Source organism: Mesorhizobium sp. W067 (genome assembly GCF_054719525.1).
In genome coordinates this window covers 4,479,532-4,498,842 of the sequence record NZ_JBTTII010000001.1, presented here as the reverse complement: position 1 = coordinate 4,498,842, position 19,311 = coordinate 4,479,532, and the positions used below count along the sequence as shown (strand labels likewise).

16 protein-coding genes are annotated in these 19,311 nt (G+C 63.9%); 6 read left to right on the top strand and 10 right to left on the bottom strand.

Going from position 1 to position 19,311, the window contains the following annotated elements; translation table 11 throughout:
- Window positions 1-96: 96 nt before the first annotated feature.
- On the top strand, window positions 97-1,476 hold the full coding sequence (locus tag ACYG97_RS21940) for an MFS transporter (RefSeq protein WP_023732952.1): 1,380 nt from the start codon (window positions 97-99) through the stop codon (window positions 1,474-1,476).
- 44 nt (window positions 1,477-1,520) lie between these two features.
- On the opposite strand, the gene purH is transcribed toward ACYG97_RS21940, so the two are convergent.
- From purH to ACYG97_RS21925, 3 genes are all read right to left on the bottom strand, one after another.
- A complete protein-coding gene (gene purH / locus ACYG97_RS21935) occupies window positions 1,521-3,137 on the bottom strand; it encodes a bifunctional phosphoribosylaminoimidazolecarboxamide formyltransferase/IMP cyclohydrolase (protein WP_023732953.1) in 1,617 nt (538 codons plus the stop codon).
- Between the two features lie 106 nt (window positions 3,138-3,243).
- Window positions 3,244-4,968, bottom strand: coding sequence for a heparinase II/III family protein (locus tag ACYG97_RS21930; RefSeq protein ID WP_023732954.1), 1,725 nt, complete (start codon window positions 4,966-4,968; stop codon window positions 3,244-3,246).
- 217 nt (window positions 4,969-5,185) lie between these two features.
- Complete coding sequence (locus ACYG97_RS21925; RefSeq protein ID WP_444848998.1) at window positions 5,186-6,043, bottom strand: helix-turn-helix transcriptional regulator; 858 nt, start codon at window positions 6,041-6,043, stop codon at window positions 5,186-5,188.
- Between the two features lie 159 nt (window positions 6,044-6,202).
- Here ACYG97_RS21925 and ACYG97_RS21920 point away from each other — a divergent pair, with 159 nt between their 5' ends.
- A complete protein-coding gene (locus ACYG97_RS21920; RefSeq protein WP_460221630.1) occupies window positions 6,203-7,054 on the top strand; it encodes a phytanoyl-CoA dioxygenase family protein in 852 nt (283 codons plus the stop codon).
- 258 nt (window positions 7,055-7,312) lie between these two features.
- Here ACYG97_RS21920 and ACYG97_RS21915 read toward each other — a convergent pair whose 3' ends face one another.
- Window positions 7,313-8,698: an RsmB/NOP family class I SAM-dependent RNA methyltransferase gene (locus tag ACYG97_RS21915; RefSeq protein ID WP_023698250.1), complete on the bottom strand. Its 1,386-nt coding sequence runs from the start codon at window positions 8,696-8,698 to the stop codon at window positions 7,313-7,315.
- Complete coding sequence (gene htpX, locus ACYG97_RS21910) at window positions 8,689-9,714, bottom strand: zinc metalloprotease HtpX (protein WP_023732955.1); 1,026 nt, start codon at window positions 9,712-9,714, stop codon at window positions 8,689-8,691. The genes ACYG97_RS21915 and htpX overlap by 10 nt, the downstream gene beginning before the upstream one ends.
- A gap of 105 nt (window positions 9,715-9,819) precedes the next feature.
- Between htpX and ACYG97_RS21905 the strand changes: the two genes are divergently transcribed.
- Window positions 9,820-10,026 carry a DUF1674 domain-containing protein gene (locus ACYG97_RS21905; protein WP_023688862.1) on the top strand — a complete coding sequence of 69 codons (207 nt, stop codon included), beginning with the start codon at window positions 9,820-9,822 and terminating at the stop codon, window positions 10,024-10,026.
- 206 nt (window positions 10,027-10,232) lie between these two features.
- Here ACYG97_RS21905 and ACYG97_RS21900 read toward each other — a convergent pair whose 3' ends face one another.
- Window positions 10,233-10,898, bottom strand: coding sequence for an HAD-IA family hydrolase (locus tag ACYG97_RS21900; RefSeq protein WP_023732956.1), 666 nt, complete (start codon window positions 10,896-10,898; stop codon window positions 10,233-10,235).
- Window positions 10,899-11,078: 180 nt separating this feature from the next.
- Here ACYG97_RS21900 and ACYG97_RS21895 point away from each other — a divergent pair, with 180 nt between their 5' ends.
- Both ACYG97_RS21895 and ACYG97_RS21890 read left to right on the top strand, forming a co-directional pair.
- Window positions 11,079-11,948, top strand: coding sequence for a transglutaminase-like domain-containing protein (locus tag ACYG97_RS21895; RefSeq protein WP_023732957.1), 870 nt, complete (start codon window positions 11,079-11,081; stop codon window positions 11,946-11,948).
- 387 nt (window positions 11,949-12,335) lie between these two features.
- Window positions 12,336-13,604 (top strand): SAM-dependent methyltransferase, encoded by a 1,269-nt coding sequence (locus tag ACYG97_RS21890; protein WP_023688864.1) that lies wholly within the window; start codon window positions 12,336-12,338, stop codon window positions 13,602-13,604.
- A gap of 66 nt (window positions 13,605-13,670) precedes the next feature.
- Here ACYG97_RS21890 and ACYG97_RS21885 read toward each other — a convergent pair whose 3' ends face one another.
- Together ACYG97_RS21885 and acs are read right to left on the bottom strand one after the other, a co-directional pair.
- A complete protein-coding gene (locus tag ACYG97_RS21885) occupies window positions 13,671-14,408 on the bottom strand; it encodes an MOSC domain-containing protein (protein ID WP_023688865.1) in 738 nt (245 codons plus the stop codon).
- Between the two features lie 9 nt (window positions 14,409-14,417).
- Window positions 14,418-16,373, bottom strand: a complete 1,956-nt coding sequence (acs, locus tag ACYG97_RS21880) for an acetate--CoA ligase (RefSeq protein ID WP_023732958.1) — start codon at window positions 16,371-16,373, stop codon at window positions 14,418-14,420.
- A 306-nt stretch (window positions 16,374-16,679) separates the two neighbouring features.
- Between acs and ACYG97_RS21875 the strand changes: the two genes are divergently transcribed.
- Window positions 16,680-16,952: an usg protein gene (locus ACYG97_RS21875; protein ID WP_023668649.1), complete on the top strand. Its 273-nt coding sequence runs from the start codon at window positions 16,680-16,682 to the stop codon at window positions 16,950-16,952.
- A 58-nt stretch (window positions 16,953-17,010) separates the two neighbouring features.
- Here the strand turns inward: ACYG97_RS21875 and ACYG97_RS21870 are convergent, their stop codons facing one another.
- Together ACYG97_RS21870 and ACYG97_RS21865 are read right to left on the bottom strand one after the other, a co-directional pair.
- On the bottom strand, window positions 17,011-18,045 hold the full coding sequence (locus tag ACYG97_RS21870; RefSeq protein ID WP_023732959.1) for an aldo/keto reductase: 1,035 nt from the start codon (window positions 18,043-18,045) through the stop codon (window positions 17,011-17,013).
- A 43-nt stretch (window positions 18,046-18,088) separates the two neighbouring features.
- The gene (locus ACYG97_RS21865) at window positions 18,089-19,270 is read right to left on the bottom strand and encodes an MFS transporter (RefSeq protein ID WP_286440168.1); all 1,182 of its coding nucleotides are present in this window, start codon (window positions 19,268-19,270) and stop codon (window positions 18,089-18,091) included.
- Between the last annotated feature and the right edge of the window lie 41 nt (window positions 19,271-19,311).

The window sequence follows — 19,311 nt, the reverse complement described above, 5'->3', positions numbered from 1 at the left end:
CCAGGTGAGGGGCAGCGCGAATCTTTGGCGGTTTGCATGAGCATTCGAAACATGCAGACATGGCGTCCGACAAGCGCGGTGTCCGGGGGAATCATCATGGCGGCGGTAGATGCAGTGCAGCGGGCATCCGGGCGTGGCATCTGGGGATGGATGTTCTTCGACTGGGCGGCGCAGCCGTTTTTCACCGTCGTCACCACCTTCATCTTCGGGCCTTATTTCGTCTCGCGCATGGCGAGCGATCCGGTCTCAGGCCAGGCGGCCTGGGGCTACGGCATCGCTGTTGCGGGCCTGGTCATTGCCGTTTTGTCGCCCATCCTCGGCTCGATTGCCGACCAGACCGGGCCGCGCAAGCCGTGGATTGCGTTCTTCGCCTCGATCAAGATCATCAGCCTTTGCCTGCTATGGTTCGCCGCTCCCGGCTCGAACCTTTTCCTGGTGGTGCTGTTCTTTTCTCTCGCTTCGGTCGCGGCGGAATTCTCGACCGTGTTCAACGATTCGATGATGCCGCGCCTGGTGCCGAAGAGCGAGATCGGCCACGTCTCCAACATTGCCTGGGGACTTGGTTATCTCGGCGGCATGATCGCGCTGATCTTTGTCGTCGCCTGTCTGGCGGGTTCGTCGGAGACCGGCAAGACGATCATCGGCATCGACCCGCTCTTTGGGCTCGACCCGAAACTCGGCGAGGACGCGCGCGCCACCGGGCCGCTGTCGGCTGGCTGGTATTTCCTGTTCATCCTGCCGATGTTCTTCTTCACGCCGGACGCCATCAAAGGCATTCCGATCGGGCCGGCGGTGCGCGAGGGGCTGTCGGAGCTGAAGTCGACGCTGACTGAAGTGCGCCGGCGCAAAGGCATCTTCCGCTTCCTTGTCGCCCGCATGATTTATCAGGACGGCGTCAATGCGCTGCTCGCTTTGGGCGGCACCTTTGCGGCAGCGATGTTCCATTGGTCGATCACCGAGATCGGCATGTTCGGCATTATTCTCAACGTCATCGCCATCGTCGGCTGCCTGGTTGCCGCATGGCTGGACACCGCGCTTGGCTCCAAGACCATCGTGATGATTTCGCTCGTCCTGCTCAGCATCGCCACCATCGGCATCGTTTCGACCGGGCCAGGCTACACGTTGTTCGGCGCCTGGATGATGCCGGGAGCCGATAGTGGCGGCCTGTTCGGCACGGCGGCGGAAAAGGCCTACATTTTCTATGGCCTGTTGATCGGGCTGGCGTTCGGACCGGTGCAGGCGTCGTCACGCTCCTACATGGCGCGCAGCGTGACCGCAGCCGAATCCGGCCGCTATTTCGGCATCTATGCGCTGGCCGGAAGGGCCACGAGTTTCCTGGCGCCGTTCATGGTGGCGTCGATCACGCTCGCCAGCGGCTCGGCGCGGCTCGGCATGGCGGCCATCGTGCTGTTCCTGGGCGTTGGGATCGCGATATTGATCTGGACGCCGTACCCGGCGGATCAGCCGGTGGAATAGCGCCGCACTTTTCCTTCTCCCCTTGTGGGAAAAGGCAGAGGCGCTCAATGCCTGAAATGCCTCACGCCGGTAAACACCATGGCGATGCCATGCGCGTCGGCAGCGGCGATAACGTCGTCGTCGCGCATCGAGCCGCCGGGCTGGATCACCGCCGTGGCGCCGGCTTCGATCGCGGATATGAGCCCGTCGGCGAAAGGGAAGAAAGCGTCGGAGGCGACCACCGAGCCTTGCGTCAGCGGCTCGGCCAAGCCCGCCGCCTCGGCGGCGTCGAGCGCCTTGCGGGCGGCGATGCGCGAGGAATCGACGCGGCTCATCTGGCCGGCGCCGATGCCGACGGTAGCGCCGTCTTTTGCATAGACGATGGCGTTCGACTTGACGTGCTTGGCGATGCGGAAAGCGAATTTGAGGTCGGCCATCTCGGCCGCCGTCGGCGCGCGCCTGGTCACCACCTTCAGTTCGAAATCGTCGACCACCGCGTTGTCGCGGCCCTGGACGAGCATGCCGCCGGCGACGGTTTTCACAGTGATGCCGCCGGCGTGCGGATCGGGCAGACCGCCGGTGACCAGCAGGCGCAAATTCTTTTTGGCGGCGATGATGCGGACAGCGTCCTCCGACGCGTTCGGCGCGATGATCACCTCGGTGAAGGTTTTTACGATCTCCTGCGCCGCTTCGGCATCGAGGATGCGGTTCATGGCGACGATACCGCCAAAGGCCGAAACCGGGTCGCAGGCCAGCGCTCTCGCATAGGCAGCAGCCAGCGAAGCGTCCTCGGCGACGCCGCACGGGTTGGCGTGCTTGATGATGGCAACGGCGGCGCAGCGGTTGGGGTCGAACTCGCCCACCAGCTCGAAGGCGGCATCGGTGTCGTTGATGTTGTTGTAGGACAGCTGCTTGCCCTGCAACTGGCGAGCCGTGGCGACCCCCGGCCGCTTGTCGCCATTGACATAGAAGCCGGCGCTCTGATGCGGGTTCTCGCCATAGCGCATGACACTTTCCAGCCTGCCCCCGAAGGCGCGCCAGGTCGGATGCTCGATCTCCAGCGTTTCGGCGAACCAGCCGGAGATCGCCGCATCGTAGCTGGCGGTGCGGGCAAAGGCCTTTGCCGCCAGCTTCTGGCGGAAATCCAGCGACAGCGAGCCGATGTTCATCTCCAGCGCGTTCAGCACCGAGGCATAATCGCCGGGATCGGTGACGATGGCGACATAGGCATGGTTCTTGGCCGAGGCGCGGATCATCGCCGGGCCGCCAATGTCGATGTTCTCGACAACAGCGGCATAGTCGGCGCCGGAGCGGCGGACCGCCTCGAACGGGTAGAGATTGCAGACGAGCAGATCGATCGGCTCGATACCGTGATCGTGCATCGCCTTGGCGTGTTCGGGATCGTCGCGCACGCCGAGCAGCGCGCCGTGCACCGACGGGTGCAGCGTCTTGACGCGGCCGTCCATGATCTCGGGAAAGCCGGTCAGTTCCGAGACGTCACGCACCGCCAGCCCCGCCTCGGCGATCGCCTTTGCCGTGCCTCCGGTCGAGACCAGCTCGACGCCGGCCGCGACCAGCCCTTTGGCGAAGTCGATCAGGCCGGTCTTGTCGAAGACGGAAAGCAGGGCGCGGCGGACCGGAACGAGGTCGGGTGCCGGAATGTTCTTGGCGGAGACGGCCATGGGCTGGCGGCCTTTCAGGGCTGATTGGAGAGCGTTGCCGGGCCGTAGCACATGAGGTCAGGAAATCAAGCCGGAAGCTCGATCAAGCCGGCGCCGGCAACGACGCTCAGCTGTTCTCGGGATAGCCGGCGATGCCGGTGCGCGTGAGCTGCCAATGCACCTCGGCGATCTCCGAGGCCTTGAAGGCGAGCACGATCTGGCGGCTGCGGCGCGGGCCGCCAAGGCCGGCGAAATAGATCGATTCCTCGACCTCCGGCACCACTTCGGTGCAGGTGAACACCCAGGTGTCGGCCTGGTCGGCGGTCAGCACCAGGCGGTCATGCTCGTCCTGCAAAAGGTTGATGTCAGGGTGGATGTGGAAGCGCACCACGACGAAGTCGCGGCCATTGTTGCGGATCGCCGCACCGCCCGGGCGGAGGAAGCGATCCCTGCCGGCGAGCACATTGCCCTCGCTCGACAGTTTCAGCTCGCGCTCATGCAGGAAGCCAAAGCGCTGCATATAGCCGTCATGGCGGGCGATGAAGCCTTGCGTGCCCTTCTGGTCGATGCGCTTGCAAGGCACATGCTGCGGGCCGCCGAGCAAGGGTGAGCCGAGCAGGTCGTTGACGCGCAGCGAATGGGAAAACCGCGCCGACGAGGTGTCGTTGATGGTGGCGGTCGAATGCGCCGCAGTGGCACGGGCCAGCGGCCGGAACTCGGCAGCGCCATAGGTGTCGATGCCGGCATTGACGATATAATGCTGGCGACCGGACGAGAGTTCGAAGGCCAGGCACCCGGCATGCGCGGCGTTGGACACATCGACGGCCGGCGACGGGCCGGTATCGGCAATCACCGTAACGCCGCCCATACACAGCCGCTCATAGCCGGAATGCGGCGCGTGCAGCAGCGGCGCGCCGGCGGTGTCGTCGTGGCGCAAGATGGTGGCAATGCGGTCGTGGATGGTCGCGCCCATGCCGTTGAAGCGGGCCAGGCTGCCATCCTGATGGCGGAAGAAACGGAGCGCCGGCAGCATGCGGTCGATGGCGCCCATCAGGGCTGCCGGTGGCGTTTCGGCCTGATTGGCATAGGTCTGACGCAGCGGCAGGAGATCGGCGAGCAGTTCGAGAACCGCCATCGGGTTGCGCGAAATATGGCCGCCGTCGGGAAGGATCTGGCGGTCGAGTTCTTCCGCCAGGTTGCGGGTGGCGCCGCGCAGTGCCGAGGCCGGCGCCGGCAGCGACAGCGCGGCGAAGGCAAGCGCGATGCGAGCGCGCAGCCTGTCCTTGCCGTCCGGCATTTCGCGCGCCATCGAGCGGAGATAGCGGATCTGCACGGCGAGCGATTTCAGGAAGGCGCGATAGAACGGAAATTCGGCCCCTTGTAGGACAACCGAGGAGTGTTGCAACCAGGCAATGACTCGCTTGGCGGTGGTGCCGGGCTCCCAGGCTATGCCGGAAATCTGGTTGCCATGCATGGCGATCCAGTCGGAGACAAGCGCGCGTGCATTGGCGGCGGCCAGCTCGGTGCCGGCGGCGCGCATATGGCGCAGCCAACGAAAGCCGTGCAGCGTCTTCACCCAGCCGCGATTGGCGACATCGATCTGGAATGGCGATTTGCCGCCGGTCTCGACGAGGTGTCCCGACAGCGGATAGCGGCCATAGTAGATCTCGAGCGCGATCTGCGGATCGGCGAGCCTGAGGTCGGGCGGTGCAATCAGGACGCGTTCGGGCGTGCGCCCGGAATAGCGCCAGCGATAAACTGGCCCCGCGCGAAGGCGCCGGCGCGTCTTGCGCCAAAACTCCTTAGCGACAAGCGTCCACAGACGTGTCGTGCTGCCGGCAGCCAGTGCCAAAACCCCTCCTCGTCGCCTGGAGATAGAGCATGATGTCGCCCGAAAACCGCGTCACACTTTTCGGCATCATGTTCCGGTACCCCAGCACAAGCTTATATGATTCAAGAACTTATGCGAAGTCGAATTCCGCCGACGTGAAGCGCCTCACGCTGCCGGCCACCGACCCACCCCGAAAAAAGTCAAGCGCTTCGCGGGTTTAAGCCCGGCAATCCTGCACTCACTTGCGGTTGTGGCGAGACCGAAATTCGCTGGGCGAACAGTTTTCGCGGTCGCGAAACAGACGGGAGAAATAGAAGGCGTCGTGGATGCCGACGGCGGCCGCAATGGACTCGATGGGCGAATCGGAGGCGGCCAGCATCTGTTTGGCGCGGTCGAGCCTCGTGCGCAGTTGGAAGGCCTTGGGCGACATGCCGGCTGCCCGCGCAAATCTGCGCCGCAAGGTTGCCGGCGACATCGAGAATTTCGCGGCGAAGGCATCGAGATCGACCGGGTCGCACGCGCAGCGGCGCAATTCGTCGACGATGGGCTGCATGTCGGCGGCATCCTGGAGGCTGGGGTTTCGTTGACGGTTGTTCCAATCCATTGCCTGGCGGGCGGCACGCACGACGATGCGATGCATCGTGGCGGCGGCTTCTGCCTGGCTCAGCATCGTATCGAGCGACAGCTCACCATGCAGCCTGTCGAACAGCCGCTGCATTTTGCCGAGGTCGCGCAAGGGGACGACAGGGGCGTCCTCGGCAATCAGCCGCAGCCGGGTGAAATCGCGTATCAAGGCGCCGTCGAAGAGCGCCCAGCGTTCGAGCCAGCCCGATGCGTCCGGCCCGTAGGAATGCATCCTCCCGGGAAGCAGCCAGAACAGGGCCGGCGCTTGGATCGTCTGCATGCCGGCAGTCCTGGTTTCAAGCCAGCCTTGACCGTTCTCAATCAGCACCACGGCGAATTCCGGCAATTTGCGCGCTTGGATCGCCTGCGTGACGCGATGCCGACCAATCCCTGTAACCGACAGGCCGCCGGCCGCGGCCGGTGCGGATCTGTAGAGTGCGTAAGAGAGATCGTTCATGAGCGAAAAGTCCATGGCTTCGTTACGTCCATGGGCGAGTGTGCAAACAGTATGGCATTTCCAGCTAAGGATGGAAAATCGCAGGTGGCTGAAATGTCAAGCTCAACAGGTGGCATGCAACGACGGAGTCCTGTTGCGTCAATCGATCTGAACGCCAACGGCAAGACATTATCGATGGCGCCGAACCGGTTGGGTCATCTCGTGCCAACCGACGCCGGGATCGGCATCGATGCCATTCGAGGCCTCCTTGCCGAGCAAGGCTATGTCTGGCTGAAAGGTATCCTGCCGCGCCGCGACGTCATAGATTTTCGCGGCTGGGTGTTTTCGTATCTGGCCGACACCGGCTTGCTGCAGCCCGGGTCCGATCCCGCGCTTGGCCTGGCGGCCGGCACGTTCGACCGTCAGCTCGCCGATCGCCGGTTGATGGCGCTGGTTCGCTCCACCGCCTATGAAGGGTTCTGCGCACAGCCCCGGATGGCCCGGCTGATGGATGCGTTCGTCGGCGGGCTGTCCTATTTGCACAAGCGCAAGATCATGCGCTTCACCCAACCGGGCACCACCGTGGCGACGCCGGCGCATTACGATCTCGTCTATCTTCGCGGCGGCACCAGCCGCATCGTCACGGCCTGGATCCCGATCGGCGACGTTCCCGTCGACATGGGCGGCCTGGTTTATCTCGAGGGATCGCACGCCATCGGCCTCGACATGGAGGCCCGGTTCGCCAGGGACAATGCCGGGCTGAGCCCGCAGGAGCGCATCAGCGCCTACAACAGGAACATGAGCGAGGGCGGCTGGGTGTCGAAGGACCTGCCCGACATGGCGGAGCGGTTCGATACACGCTGGCTGATCGCGGACTTCGAGGCCGGCGATGTCGTCCTCCACTCGCCCTACATGATCCACGCCTCGACGACCAACCAGAGTGCGGAGGGGCGTATCCGGCTCTCCACCGATATCCGCTACCAGAATGTCGATGATGAGATCGATGCAAGGTGGGGGAAGCACTGGTCCCTGGACGACATGCTTTAGGGGGCGCAGCCGTTCGGGATTAGTCGAGGCATTCGCACTTCGTCATCCCAGGGCGAAGCAGGAGCGAAGCTCCGTCGCGGAGGCCCTGGGATCCATTCCGTGACCTTGGCCGTGGGTTGCAGCGGAGCAGAATTCTGCGTCGTAGCGGCGCTCATGTGTCGCGGCATGGCATCCTCGGGTCTGCGCTGCGTCGCTACGCTCCTTGCTCCGCCCGTGGATGACGAAGTCACGAAGGGCTGCGGCTCTGCCGACAAAATCCTAGGCGACACGTCGCATGCGGGCGGCGAAGAAGCCGTCCAGGCCGGAAACCCCTGGCGAACCAAGGTCAAGATCGGCGGGTGTGGTGCGCAGCGTGCCTTGCGGGGTCAGGAAGGCGTCGATGCCAGCGATTTCGCCGGGCTGCAGCGGATCGTCGGCGACGGTCTTGTTGCCGGCCAGAAAGGCGCGATACAGATCCTCGCCTTCGATCGGGTCCAGCGAACAGTTGGAAAAAACAATCCGGCCGCCCGGTTTGACCAAAGTGACGGCGCGGGCGAGCAGCTTTGCTTGCAGATCGGCTAGCTTTTCGACGTCGGCTACCGTCTTGGTCCATGGCACGTCCGGGTGGCGCCGAACCGTGCCGGTGGAAGAGCAGGGCGCGTCGAGCAGGACGGCGTCGAAAAGCTCCGCCGGCTGGTATTTCAGCAGATCGGCCTGCACGATCTCGGCGGACAGCCCAAGCCGTTCGAGGTTCTGCGTCAGCCGCGCCAGCCGGTTCTTCGAGGTGTCCAAGGCGGTGACTTTGGCGCCGGCAAGGATAAGCTGAGCGGTCTTGCCGCCGGGGGCGGCGCAGAGGTCGGCGACGCGTAATCCTTTGACATCGCCGAACAGCCGCGCCGGAAAACTGGCGGCGGCGTCCTGGACCCACCATGCGCCTTCGCTGAAGCCCGGCAGTTCGGTGACGGAGGCGCTGAGCTTTTCCACTCGCACCGTGCCGGTCGGCAGCACGATGCCGCCGAACTTTTCGGCCCACAATTCGGGATCGGCCTTGACCGTGAAATCGACCGGCGCCTCAACGCGATGCGCCGCCAGGATCTGTCTGGTCATCTCGGCGCCATAGGCGGCCTTCAGCCGGTCGGAGAACCATTTTGGCGCCTCGTCGGTGGCGGCAAGAGCTGCCGGCAGTTCGGTCTCCTTGGCGCGCACCAAAGTGCGCAGCACGCCATTAACGAGGCCGGAAAAGCGCTGCGTGCGTGGGTCCGACTTGGCGTGGGTCACAGCCAAATCGACGGCGGCGCTGTCGGGGATGTCGAGGAACAGGATCTGCGCCGCCGCAACATGCAGGATGTGCGACAAAGCTGTGGCGTTGGGCGGCAGCGGCTTTTCAAGGCGGCGGGCGAGGAGCCCGGCAATGGTCATGCGGTAGCGCAGCGCGGTCACCAGTATGGCGCGCACCAGGCCGCGGTCGCGCAGGTCGAGCACCTTGTATTGCGGATGGCCGTTCTCGTGGTCCGTCAGCCCGTCGAGCGGCGTTTTGGCGTCGATAACGGCGGCCAGGAGCCGCGCCGCTGCCTTGCGCGCGGCGAGGCCGGCGACGAATTCGTCCGAGCTGTTTTCGCGAACGCCTGAATGTGCGGGCCGGGGTCTGGCGCCGCTCACGACCACGGACCTTTGGGTCCGGTCGGGTTGCGGCCCCACGGATTGGCTTTCGGCTTGGCCGGTTTGGTCGGCGGCGTGGGTTGTGCTGCCTTGCCCCACGGGCCTTGCTCGACATCGGCCGGGAATTCTTCTGTTTGCTCTGGCGTCGGCGCCTGGCGCGGCGCCGGCTGGCGGCCTGCCATGTCGCGCGCCATCGCCTGCAGCGCGGCGATGCGGTTGTCGGTGTTCGGGTGGGTCGAAAACAGGCTGTCCATTCGCTCGCCGTGAAGGGGATTGATGATGAAGAGATGCGCGGTCGCGGGATTGCGTTCGGCATCCGGGTTGCGGATGCGTTCGGCGCCGCGGGCGATCTTGTCAAGCGCTGATGCCAGCCAAAGCGGATTTCCAACGATTTCGGCGCCGCGCCGGTCGGCTTCGTATTCGCGGGTGCGGCTGACCGCCATCTGCACGATCATGGCGGCGAAGGGCGCGACCAGCATCGCCACCAGCACGCCGACAAAGCCGAACGGGTTGTTGTTGTCGCGGCTGCCGCCGAAGAAGAAGGCGACATTGCCGAGCATCGAGATGGCGCCGGCGAGTGTCGCGACAATGGTCATGGTCAGCGTGTCTCGATGCTGGATGTGGGCCAGCTCATGCGCCATGACTGCCGCCACCTCCTCATGCGACAGGCGCTCCAGCAGCCCGGTCGAGGCCGCGACCGCGGCGTTCTCGGGATTGCGGCCGGTGGCGAAGGCGTTCGGCTGCGGATTGTCGATCAGATAAGTCTTGGGCATCGGCAGGCCGGCCTGCTTGGCCAACGCCTCGACGATGGCGTGGAATTCGGGCGCGTTCTTCGCGTTGACCTCGACGGCGTGGTTCATCGACAGCACCATCTTGTCGGCATTCCAGTAGCTGAACAGATTGGTGCCCGCGGCGACCAGGAAGGCGATCATCATGCCGCCGGTGCCGCCGATCAGAAAACCGACGCCCATGAACAGCGCCGTCATCGCGGCCAGGAGCATGGTGGTGCGTAGCGTTCTCATCATCTGCTCCCTGTGCGGCCGTGGCAAAAAAAGGTCGATCGGGGTGAACTCATGGCTATATGATGGGAAACGCCGCCCTTCGTTTCAATCCGCCCGGACTATCGCATGACCGACCAACCCAGCAAAGCTGATGCCGACCGGGAGAAGGACCTGACGCCGGCGGCCAGCCGGGCGCTGGCTGAAGCCGAGGCGCGCCGTGAAGCGTATCGCCAGAAGGAAGCTGCGTTGCCGAAGGAAATCGGCGGCCGCGGCGGCAAGGAACCCGGCCGCTACGGCGACTGGGAAGTGAAGGGACTGGCTAGCGATTTCTAGGGGTTCAGGAACGGAAGAACTGGGGAACTGGTGAACTGAAGAGTTGAAGAAAAAGGCGCATAGCAGTCCTCCAGTCCTCCAGTCCTCCAGTCCTCCAGTCCTCCAGTCCTCCAGTCCTCCAGTCCTCCAGTCCTCCAGTCCTCCAGTCCTCCAGTCCTCCAGTCCTCCAGTCCTCCAGTCCTCCAGTCCTCCAGTCCTCCAGTTCCTCAGGCCGCGCTGCGCTGTGCTCCCAGCGTCATCCAGCCGCTGTCATCGATGGCGATAGAGACGGTTTCGTAGCCGCTAATCGAGTTGTGCTGAGTCGTCATTGGATGCTGGTGAGTGGCGCTGATCACCATCACCGACGCGCCCGCTGCTTCCGCCGCCGCGATACCGGCCGGTGCGTCCTCGAAGACCAGACAGTCGCCGATATCGACGCCGAGCCGTTTTGCCGCCAGCAGGAAACAGTCGGGCGCCGGCTTGCCGTGCGACACATCCTCGGCCGCGACCACCAAGGCGGGAACCGGGATGCCGGCGGCCCGCATGCGCAGCAGCGCCAACGGGCGCGGCGCCGAGGTGACGATCGCCCAGCGCTCTGGCGGCAAAGCGTTGAGGAACGGCACGGCGCCGGCGATCGGCAGCACGCCTTCGACATCGTCCGACTCGGCCTGCAACAGCACAAACGCCTCATGAACAGGGTCGAGGCCGGGAAGCGCCAGCCTGGTGATGGTCTCGACCGCCCGCACGCCATGGATCGTCGGCAGGAAGGCTTCGACGTCGAGACCGTGCTTAAGCGCCCACGCCGCCCAGACGCGCTCGGCCGAGGCGATCGAATTGAGCACCGTGCCATCCATATCGAACAGCAACGCGGCGAATTTTCTGCCTGCAAACATCAGATTTTCCACGGGGTTAGGGATCGTTTCGGGAGGGTCGAAACATGTCGTGCGACCGTAACGTCGCCACGCCTGCCTGGGAAGCCGCGGGAGAGCCTTTTCGATAGTTCCAGGGAACCATGGTCCCGCCTCTGGCGTTTTGAGCATACTGTTTTCCACGGGATCGAAGGGGCAATCATTGTGCTGATCCGGCTCGGCTACGAAATCGCCATTGAATGCGTCGGCGCCACGCCGGTCATCTCGCTGCTTGATATCCACAGGGATCGTCAGGCCGACATCAAACGGCAGACGCGCGTGCTGACGTCGCCTTCAGTGCCGAGCAAGGTCTATCACGATCTGTTCGGCAATACCTGCCGCCGCTTCACCGCACCCGCCGGCAGTTTCCGCATTCTCTATGACGCAGCCGTCGAGGACAGCGGGGAGCCTGACGCGGTCAACACGCTGGCCAGGGAAGTGCCGGTGGCGGAACTGCCGGACGATGTGCTCGGCTACCTCCTCGGCAGCCGCTATTGCGAGACCGATCATCTGAGCAGTCTGGCCTGGCAGCTTTTCGGCCATGTTCCCTCCGGCTGGGCGCGGGTGCAGGCGATCGTCGACTATGTCCACAACCGGCTGTCCTTCGGCTATGGCTATGCGCGGTCGACGCGTACCGCAGCCCAAGCGCATGAGGAGCAGGTTGGTGTATGCCGCGACTTCGCCCATCTGGCGATCACGCTCTGCCGCTGCATGAACATCCCGGCCCGCTATGTGAACGGTTATCTCGGCGACATCGGCGTACCGGCCGACCCGGCGCCGATGGATTTTTCAGCCTGGATGGAAGTGTTCCTCGACGGCAAGTGGTACACGTTCGACCCGCGCCACAACAAACCCAGGATCGGCCGCGTCGTCATCGCGCGCGGCCGCGATGCCACGGATGTCCCGCTGCTGCACAGTTTCGGCCCACACCAACTCTCGCTGTTCAAGGTCTGGACCTACGAGCAGGAAGGCAAGCTGTTCAATCCGCCCTATCACGGCGTCGACAAGACGATCAGCGCGCGGATGCTGGCGTGACCGGATTCTGATCTGCTTCGACACACAATCCGGAAATGGAAAAGGCCGCCGCTTCTTGACGAAGCCGGCGGCCTTCCGTGTTTCCGTCCGTGGCGCGGCCAATGGCGGCGACCGAGGTCACCCGCCGCGCTTATCGCGCCTTAACGGGAAGACTGCTTCCCGAAAGTGCAATCCGCTGAGGCCACGTTCTGGAAAACGAAATCACTCGACATCGGATCACCTCCTTTCGATTTGTTGAACACGTACAGATGATGGGGTGCGTTGCAGCAAAAAACAAGATGCCGATTTGAAATAGCTGGCGAGCCGCCTTTTGCGCCGGGTTGCGAAGAGCCGCGAGGGCGGGCAAAATCCATGCAAGGTGGATTGTCAGGACTCGGGAGGATGGCCATGGAGGCAGCCGAGAAGGCCGCGCGCATCGTGCGAACGGTGATCGAAACGCTGAAGCCGGGTTTTGCGGTCAAGCTGTGGACCGGCGAGCGGATCGGTCCCGCCATCGGGCCCGTGCTCACCATCAACGACCAGGACATCGTCTGGCAGGTGGTGAAGCGGCCATCGCTGTCGACGCTGATCGAGATGTGGATCTCCAAGACGATAGACATCGAAGACGGGACGATTTTCGATTTCTACGCACTGCCGTCGCAAGGCAAGCTCAGGACCAAGCTCAAGTCGCTGCCGAAGCTGGCGATCCTGCGCGACCTGCCGGCGGTGCTCCTGTCACGCAAGCAGATGAGTGCACGCACCGATCTGTCGGGTCGCAACCCCTATGTCAGCGGGTCGAGCCAGGAGGCGATCCAGCATCACTACGACATTTCGAATGCCTTTTACCGGCTCTTCCTCGACGAGCGCATGGTCTACAGCTGCGGCTACTTTAAGGATTTCGCCGATGGCATCGACCAGGCGCAGGCCGACAAGCTCGACCATATCTGCCGCAAGCTCAGGCTGAAGCCGGGCGAAAAGCTGCTGGACATCGGCTGCGGCTGGGGTGCCATGCTGATCCATGCGGCCAAAAATTACGGCGTCGTCGGCCATGGCGTGTCGCTGTCGCAGGCGCAGACCGATCTCGCCCGCGAGCGCATCCGCGCCGAAGGGCTGCAGGACCGCATCACCATCGAAATCAAATCCTATACGGAGCTCAAAGGCTCCTTCGACAAGATATCGTCGATCGGCATGTTCGAGCATCTCGGCCTCGCCAACCACGCCACCTATTTCAAGACCATCCATCGCTTGCTGAAGCCCGGCGGCATCTATCTGCACCACGCCATCACCAGGCGCAGCAAGGGCGACTTGAAGAAAACCTTGCGCAAGGGGCCGGAGTTCAAGGCGCTGCTCAAATACATTTTCCCAGGCGGCGAACTCGACACGATCGGCATGACGCTGGGCAATCTGGAGGCGCATGGCTTCCTGGTCTACGACGTCGAGAATCTGCGCGAGCACTATGCGCGCACCTGCCGGCTGTGGGCCGAGCGGCTACAGGCTCGCTTCGACGAGGCGGTCGCCGAAGTCGGCGAGGCCAAGGCACGGCTGTGGCTGCTTTATCTCACCGGCTGCTCGATCACCTTCGAGCGCGCCTCGGCGCAGATTTTTCAGACCGTCGTCACCAAACGCGCACGCGGGCCGAGCGGGCTGCCGCCGACACGGGCGGATCTGTATCGGTAGAGATAGGATTCGGGGCCGAACCCCACGCTTTCCAAGGTCTGCGATTCGCTGCCTCGCGGTAGAGGCCTACACGAACCGCATCGGCGCGCCGATCTCGACGCGGGCAGGCCTGTCCACAGTGCAATAGACGCCAAGATTGTGCGCGTTGTGGCGGACCAGATTGCGCAGGATGCCGGGATCGTGGTCGAAGCCGTCCTGGCTGATGATGGTGAAGCCGCAGCGGCGGCACGGCTCCGAGACGGTCACCAGCAGATCGCCGATGGCGAGCTTGCGGCCAATCCATTCGGTCTCGGGAAACGAGCCTTTGACCGCCGCCATGTCGACGACGATGTTGGGGCGGAAGCGGCGCGGATCGGGAATGCCTTCGGGGTGCAGCGCCTTGAGCCGCGCCAGCGATGCGGTGGTCAAGAGATGGATCGGCGCTTTGCGGTAGCGCGCCGCGGTGAGCGGGCCGGTGTAGCCGGGAGCGTTGTCCTGGCTGAACGGCCTGATCGAGGCGGCGAAGCCGAGATAGGCCGAGATGGCTTGGTCGCATTCCACACCCGGCACTGCCAGCCAGTCGCCGTCGGGAACGGCGATCTCCAGCTTGCGGTCCTTGCTCAGCCGGGTGCGGATGCGCGGCACCTTGTGCCACTTGGCGTCGCGGTCGGGCCGCGCGATCTCATTGTCCGAGACATCGACAAGGCCGAACAGCCGGTCGCCGTCGATGGTTTCAAGGCCGACCGAAATGGCGTCCTGGCGTTCGCCGGCAAGCGAACTTGCGGGGTAACGCCAGAGCTCCGTGACTGCGCCCAGTGCAGCCATCAAATCCCCTCAGCCCTTCTTGTTCTGGCGGTTGGCGATCAGATCATCGACCACGGCCGGATCGGCCAGTGTCGAGGTATCGCCGAGCGCGGAAAAATCGTCCTCGGCGATCTTGCGCAGGATACGGCGCATGATCTTGCCGGAGCGGGTTTTCGGCAGTCCGGGCGCGAATTGCAGCTTGTCGGGCGAGGCGATGGCGCCGATCTCCTTGCGGACATGGGCCACGAGCTCCTTGCGCAGTTCCTCGCTCGGCTCCACGCCTTTCATCAAGGTAACGTAGCTGTAGATGCCCTGGCCCTTGATGTCGTGGGGATAGCCGACGACAGCTGCTTCCGACACCTTCTCATGGCTGACGAGCGCCGATTCGACCTCGGCCGTTCCCATGCGGTGGCCGGAAACGTTGATGACGTCGTCGACGCGGCCGGTGATCCAGTAATAGCCGTCGGCGTCGCGGCGACAGCCGTCACCGGTGAAGTATTTGCCCTTGTAGGTGGAGAAATAGGTCTGCACGAAGCGGTCATGATCGCCATAGACCGTGCGCATCTGGCCGGGCCAGGAATCGGCAATGCAGAGATTGCCGTCGGCCGCCCCTTCCAGCACCCTACCTTCGCCGTCGACCAGCTGCGGCCTGATGCCGAAGAAGGGCCGCGTCGCCGAACCGGCCTTGAGGTCGGTGGCGCCGGGCAGCGGCGTGATCAGGATGCCGCCGGTCTCGGTCTGCCACCATGTGTCGACGATCGGCACCTTGCCGTTGCCGACGATGTTGAAATACCACTCCCAGGCTTCCGGATTGATCGGTTCGCCGACCGAGCCCAGCACGCGCAGCGACTTGCGCGAGGTCTTCTTCACCGGTTCGTCGCCGGCGCCCATCAGCGCGCGCAGCGCCGTCGGCGCGGTGTAGAAGATGTTGACCTTGTGCTTGTCGATGACTTCCCAGAAGCGCGACTGCGAGGGGTAGTTCGGCACGCCCTCGAACATCAGCGTGGTGGCGCCGTTGGCGAGCGGGCCATAGACGATATAGCTGTGGCCGGTGACCCAACCGACATCGGCGGTGCACCAGTAGATATCGCCATCATGGTAGTCGAAGACATATTGGTGGGTCATCGCGACATAGACGAGATAGCCGGCGGTGGTGTGCAGCACTCCCTTCGGCTTGCCGGTCGAGCCTGAGGTATAGAGGATGAACAGCGGATCCTCGGCCTTCATCTTCTCCGGCTTGCAGTCGCCTTTCACCGTGGCGATCTCGTCATGGTACCAGATGTCGCGTCCCTGGACCCAGCCGGTCTTGCCGCCGGTGCGACGAACGACGACCACCTTATCGACCTTGGTGCCGGCCTTGGCGGCGATTTCGATCGCTCTGTCGGTGTTTTCCTTCAGCGGGATCGGCTTGCCGCCGCGCAGGCCTTCGTCGGCGGTGATGACGAAGGTCGACTTGCAGTCATCGATGCGGCCGGCCAGCGCGTCCGGTGAAAAGCCGCCGAAGACGATCGAGTGGATGGCGCCGATGCGGGTGCAAGCCAGCATCGCGTAGGCCGCTTCCGGGATCATCGGCATGTAGATGGTGACGCGGTCGCCCTTCCTGACGCCGTGCTTCTTCATCACATTGGCGAGCCGGCAGACATGCTCGTAGAGCTCGTTATAGGTGATCTTCTTGTCGTCGTAGGGATTGTCGCCTTCCCAGATGATGGCTGTCTGGTTGCCGCGCTTCTTCAAGTGGCGGTCGATGCAGTTGTAGGAGACGTTGGTCTCGCCGTCCTCGAACCATTTGATCGAGACCTTGCCGTCGAAGGAGGTGTTCTTGACCTTGCTGAACGGCTCGAACCACTCGATGCGCTTGCCGTGCTTGCCCCAGAACTTGTCCGGATTTTTCACGCTGTCGGCATACCATTTGAGGTAGGTGTCATTGTCGATCAGCGCGTTCTTCTTCCACGCCGGCTGGACGCGGTGGATCTTCACCTCGGACATGTCTTCACTTACCTCCCAAACGAGCCCGCCGGCTTGACCACCGCCAGGATCACGGCGACGCAGCCGCGAATTCGGCGGCATTATTAACAGTTCCGCGCTGACGGCAACATTAGACGTTGGATTCGCGTGGCGGGATGCCGCAGCTTCCGTTTTCGGTTGTATCAGCACTCGGCGGCGGTCGCTGCTAACCGCATGTTTTCGTGTGTAAAACCCGATTGGGATCAGGAAAATCATAGACAGTTAAGGAACGGCGCGCACAATTCGGTGTTGGGAGGAATGGAGAATCAACTAGGCCAAGGGGCTGTCATGCGCGATCATTCCGAAATGGACCTGATGCTCAAGGGGTATGGCCTGACCACGGCCAAGATTCTGTACCATTTTCCCGACCACCCGCATCTGCTGCAGAGCTTCATCTGGCAGGATTACGATCTGGCGCCGAAGTTTCCGGTGCTGATCAAGTTCATCGAGTTCTGGAAGGCCAGGCTCGACGGGCCGCTGCATTCGATCAGCTACACGCACCAGAAGCTGATCGCGCCGAACGAATGGCGGAAGGTGGATGGGGAGTTCGTGCTGCACTGAGCGGCAGTATAGCTGATCTCCCCCCTTGCGGGGAGATTGGCAGCTTCAACGTCGGCGATCACACCGCCGGGGGGTTCAGTCGGGCGAAACCTTCCTGGCGGTGATAGGGGAAGTACGGGTAGGGCGCGGTCACTTCGCTTGCCATGTCGAGCTTTTTGACCTGCTCCGGCGTCAACGCCCAGCCGACGGCGCCGAGGTTCTGGCGCAGCTGTTCCTCGTTGCGGGCGCCGATGATGACCGAGGACACGGTCGGGCGCCGCAACAGCCAGTTGATGGCGATCTGCGGCACGGTCTTGCCGGTCTCTTCAGCCATCGCATCAAGCGCATCCATGACCCGGTAGAGATGTTTGTCCGCGACCGGCGGGCCGAAATCGGCGGTGTCGTGCAGCCGGCTCTTTTCCGGCAGGGGCTGGCCGCGGCGGATCTTGCCGGTCAGGCGGCCCCAGCCGAGCGGACTCCACACCAGCGCGCCGATGCCCTGGTCGAGGCTGAGCGGCATCAGCTCCCACTCATAGTCGCGGCCGACCAGCGAATAGTAGACCTGGTGTACGGCATAACGCGGGTAGCCATGCTTGTCGGCCTCGGCCAGCGACTTCATCAGTTGCCAGCCGGAGAAGTTGGAGACGCCGACATAGCGCAGCTTGCCGGCGCGCACGAGATCGTCCAGCGTCGACAACACCTCCTCGATCGGCGTGCCGGCATCAAACGCGTGCAGCTGCAGCAGGTCGATGTAATCGGTGCCCATGCGCTTCAGGGACGCGTCGACGGCCTTGATCAGCCGCGAGCGCGACGAGCCGTAGTCGGCCGGTCTGTCGCCCATCGGCAGCGAAGTCTTAGTCGAGATCAGCACCGCGTCGCGGCGGCCTTTGATGGCTTCGCCAAGCACTTCCTCGGAGGCGCCGTTCGAATAGACATCGGCGGTGTCGAACAGATTGACGCCGGCCTCGAGGCAGATGTCGATCAGCCGCCGCGCTTCCTTGGCGTCGCTGTTGCCCCAGGCCCCGAACAGCGGCCCGGAGCCGCCGAAAGTGCCGGCGCCGAAAGAGAGTGCGGGCACTTTCAGGCCCGATGCGCCGAGACGTCGATAATCCATTTTATGCTCCTTGATGATGTCGAAGAAGGATTGCGCGTGATGCTCATGACTGGGCGCAGACCGGCGCCCCGATTGTGGGGGCGCGATCGAGGCGCAGCGCCAGGGCAGCGACGCCAAGAGCCGCGACCGGCAGCAAAGCGGCGATCCAGGTTAGTGAGCCGAGGCCGAGGCCATGGGCAATCACCGCGCCGCCAAGCCAAGCGCCGGCGGCATTGCCGAGGTTGAAGGCGGCGATGTTGAAGGACGAGGCGAGGCTCTGGCCCGCGCCTTGCGCCTTTTCCAGCACCCACATCTGCAGCGGCGCCACGGTGGCGAAGGCGGCGGCACCAAGCAGGCCGACATAGATGACGGCCAGGATTTGGCTGTGGACGGCGAAGGTCATTGTGGCCAGCACCAACGCCAGCACCACGAGGCTGCCGAGCACCGCCGGCACCAGCCAGCGGTCGGCGACCTTGCCGCCAAGCAGATTGCCGGCGATGAGGCCGCCGCCGAAGACGAGCAGGATCGGCGACACCGCGGCCTCCCTGAAGCCGGTGATCTCGGTGAGCAGCGGGGCGATGTAGGTGAAGACGGCGAAGACGCCGGCATAGCCGAGCACGGTGGTGGCGAGGCCGAGCAGCACCGGCGTGCGGCGCAGCACTGCGAGGTCTGCGCGCAGATTGGTCTTCTCGGGCGCTTCCTTGCTGCGCGGCACCAGAAGCAGGATGACGGCAAAGGCTGCCAAGCCGACCAGGGTTACAGCCCAGAAGGTGGCGCGCCAGCCGAAGGTCTGGCCGAGCCAAGTGCCGAAGGGCACGCCGAGGATGTTGGCGATAGTCAGGCCGGTGAACATCAGCGCGATCGCCGAGGCTTTCTTGTTGGGTGCGACCAGGCCGGTGGCGACCACCGAGCCGACGCCAAAGAAAGTGCCATGGGCAAAGGCGGTGATGATGCGGGCGCCCATCAGCGTCCAGTAGTCGGGGGCGATCGCACAGGCGAGGTTGCCGAGCGTGAAGATCGCCATAAGGGCCAGAAGGACGGTCTTGCGGGGCCAGTTGCCGGTGGCAATGGTCAAAAGCGGCGCGCCGATGACGACGCCCAACGCGTAGCCCGAAATCAACTGGCCGGCGGCCGAGATCGAGACTCCGAGATCTTTGCCGACATCAATCAGCAGCCCCATGATGACGAATTCGGTGACACCGATGCCGAAGGCGCCGGCAGCGAGGGCGTAGAGAGCAAGAGGCATGGCGGTTTCCAGTTCGAACTCGAATGAGCGCGCTGTCCAGA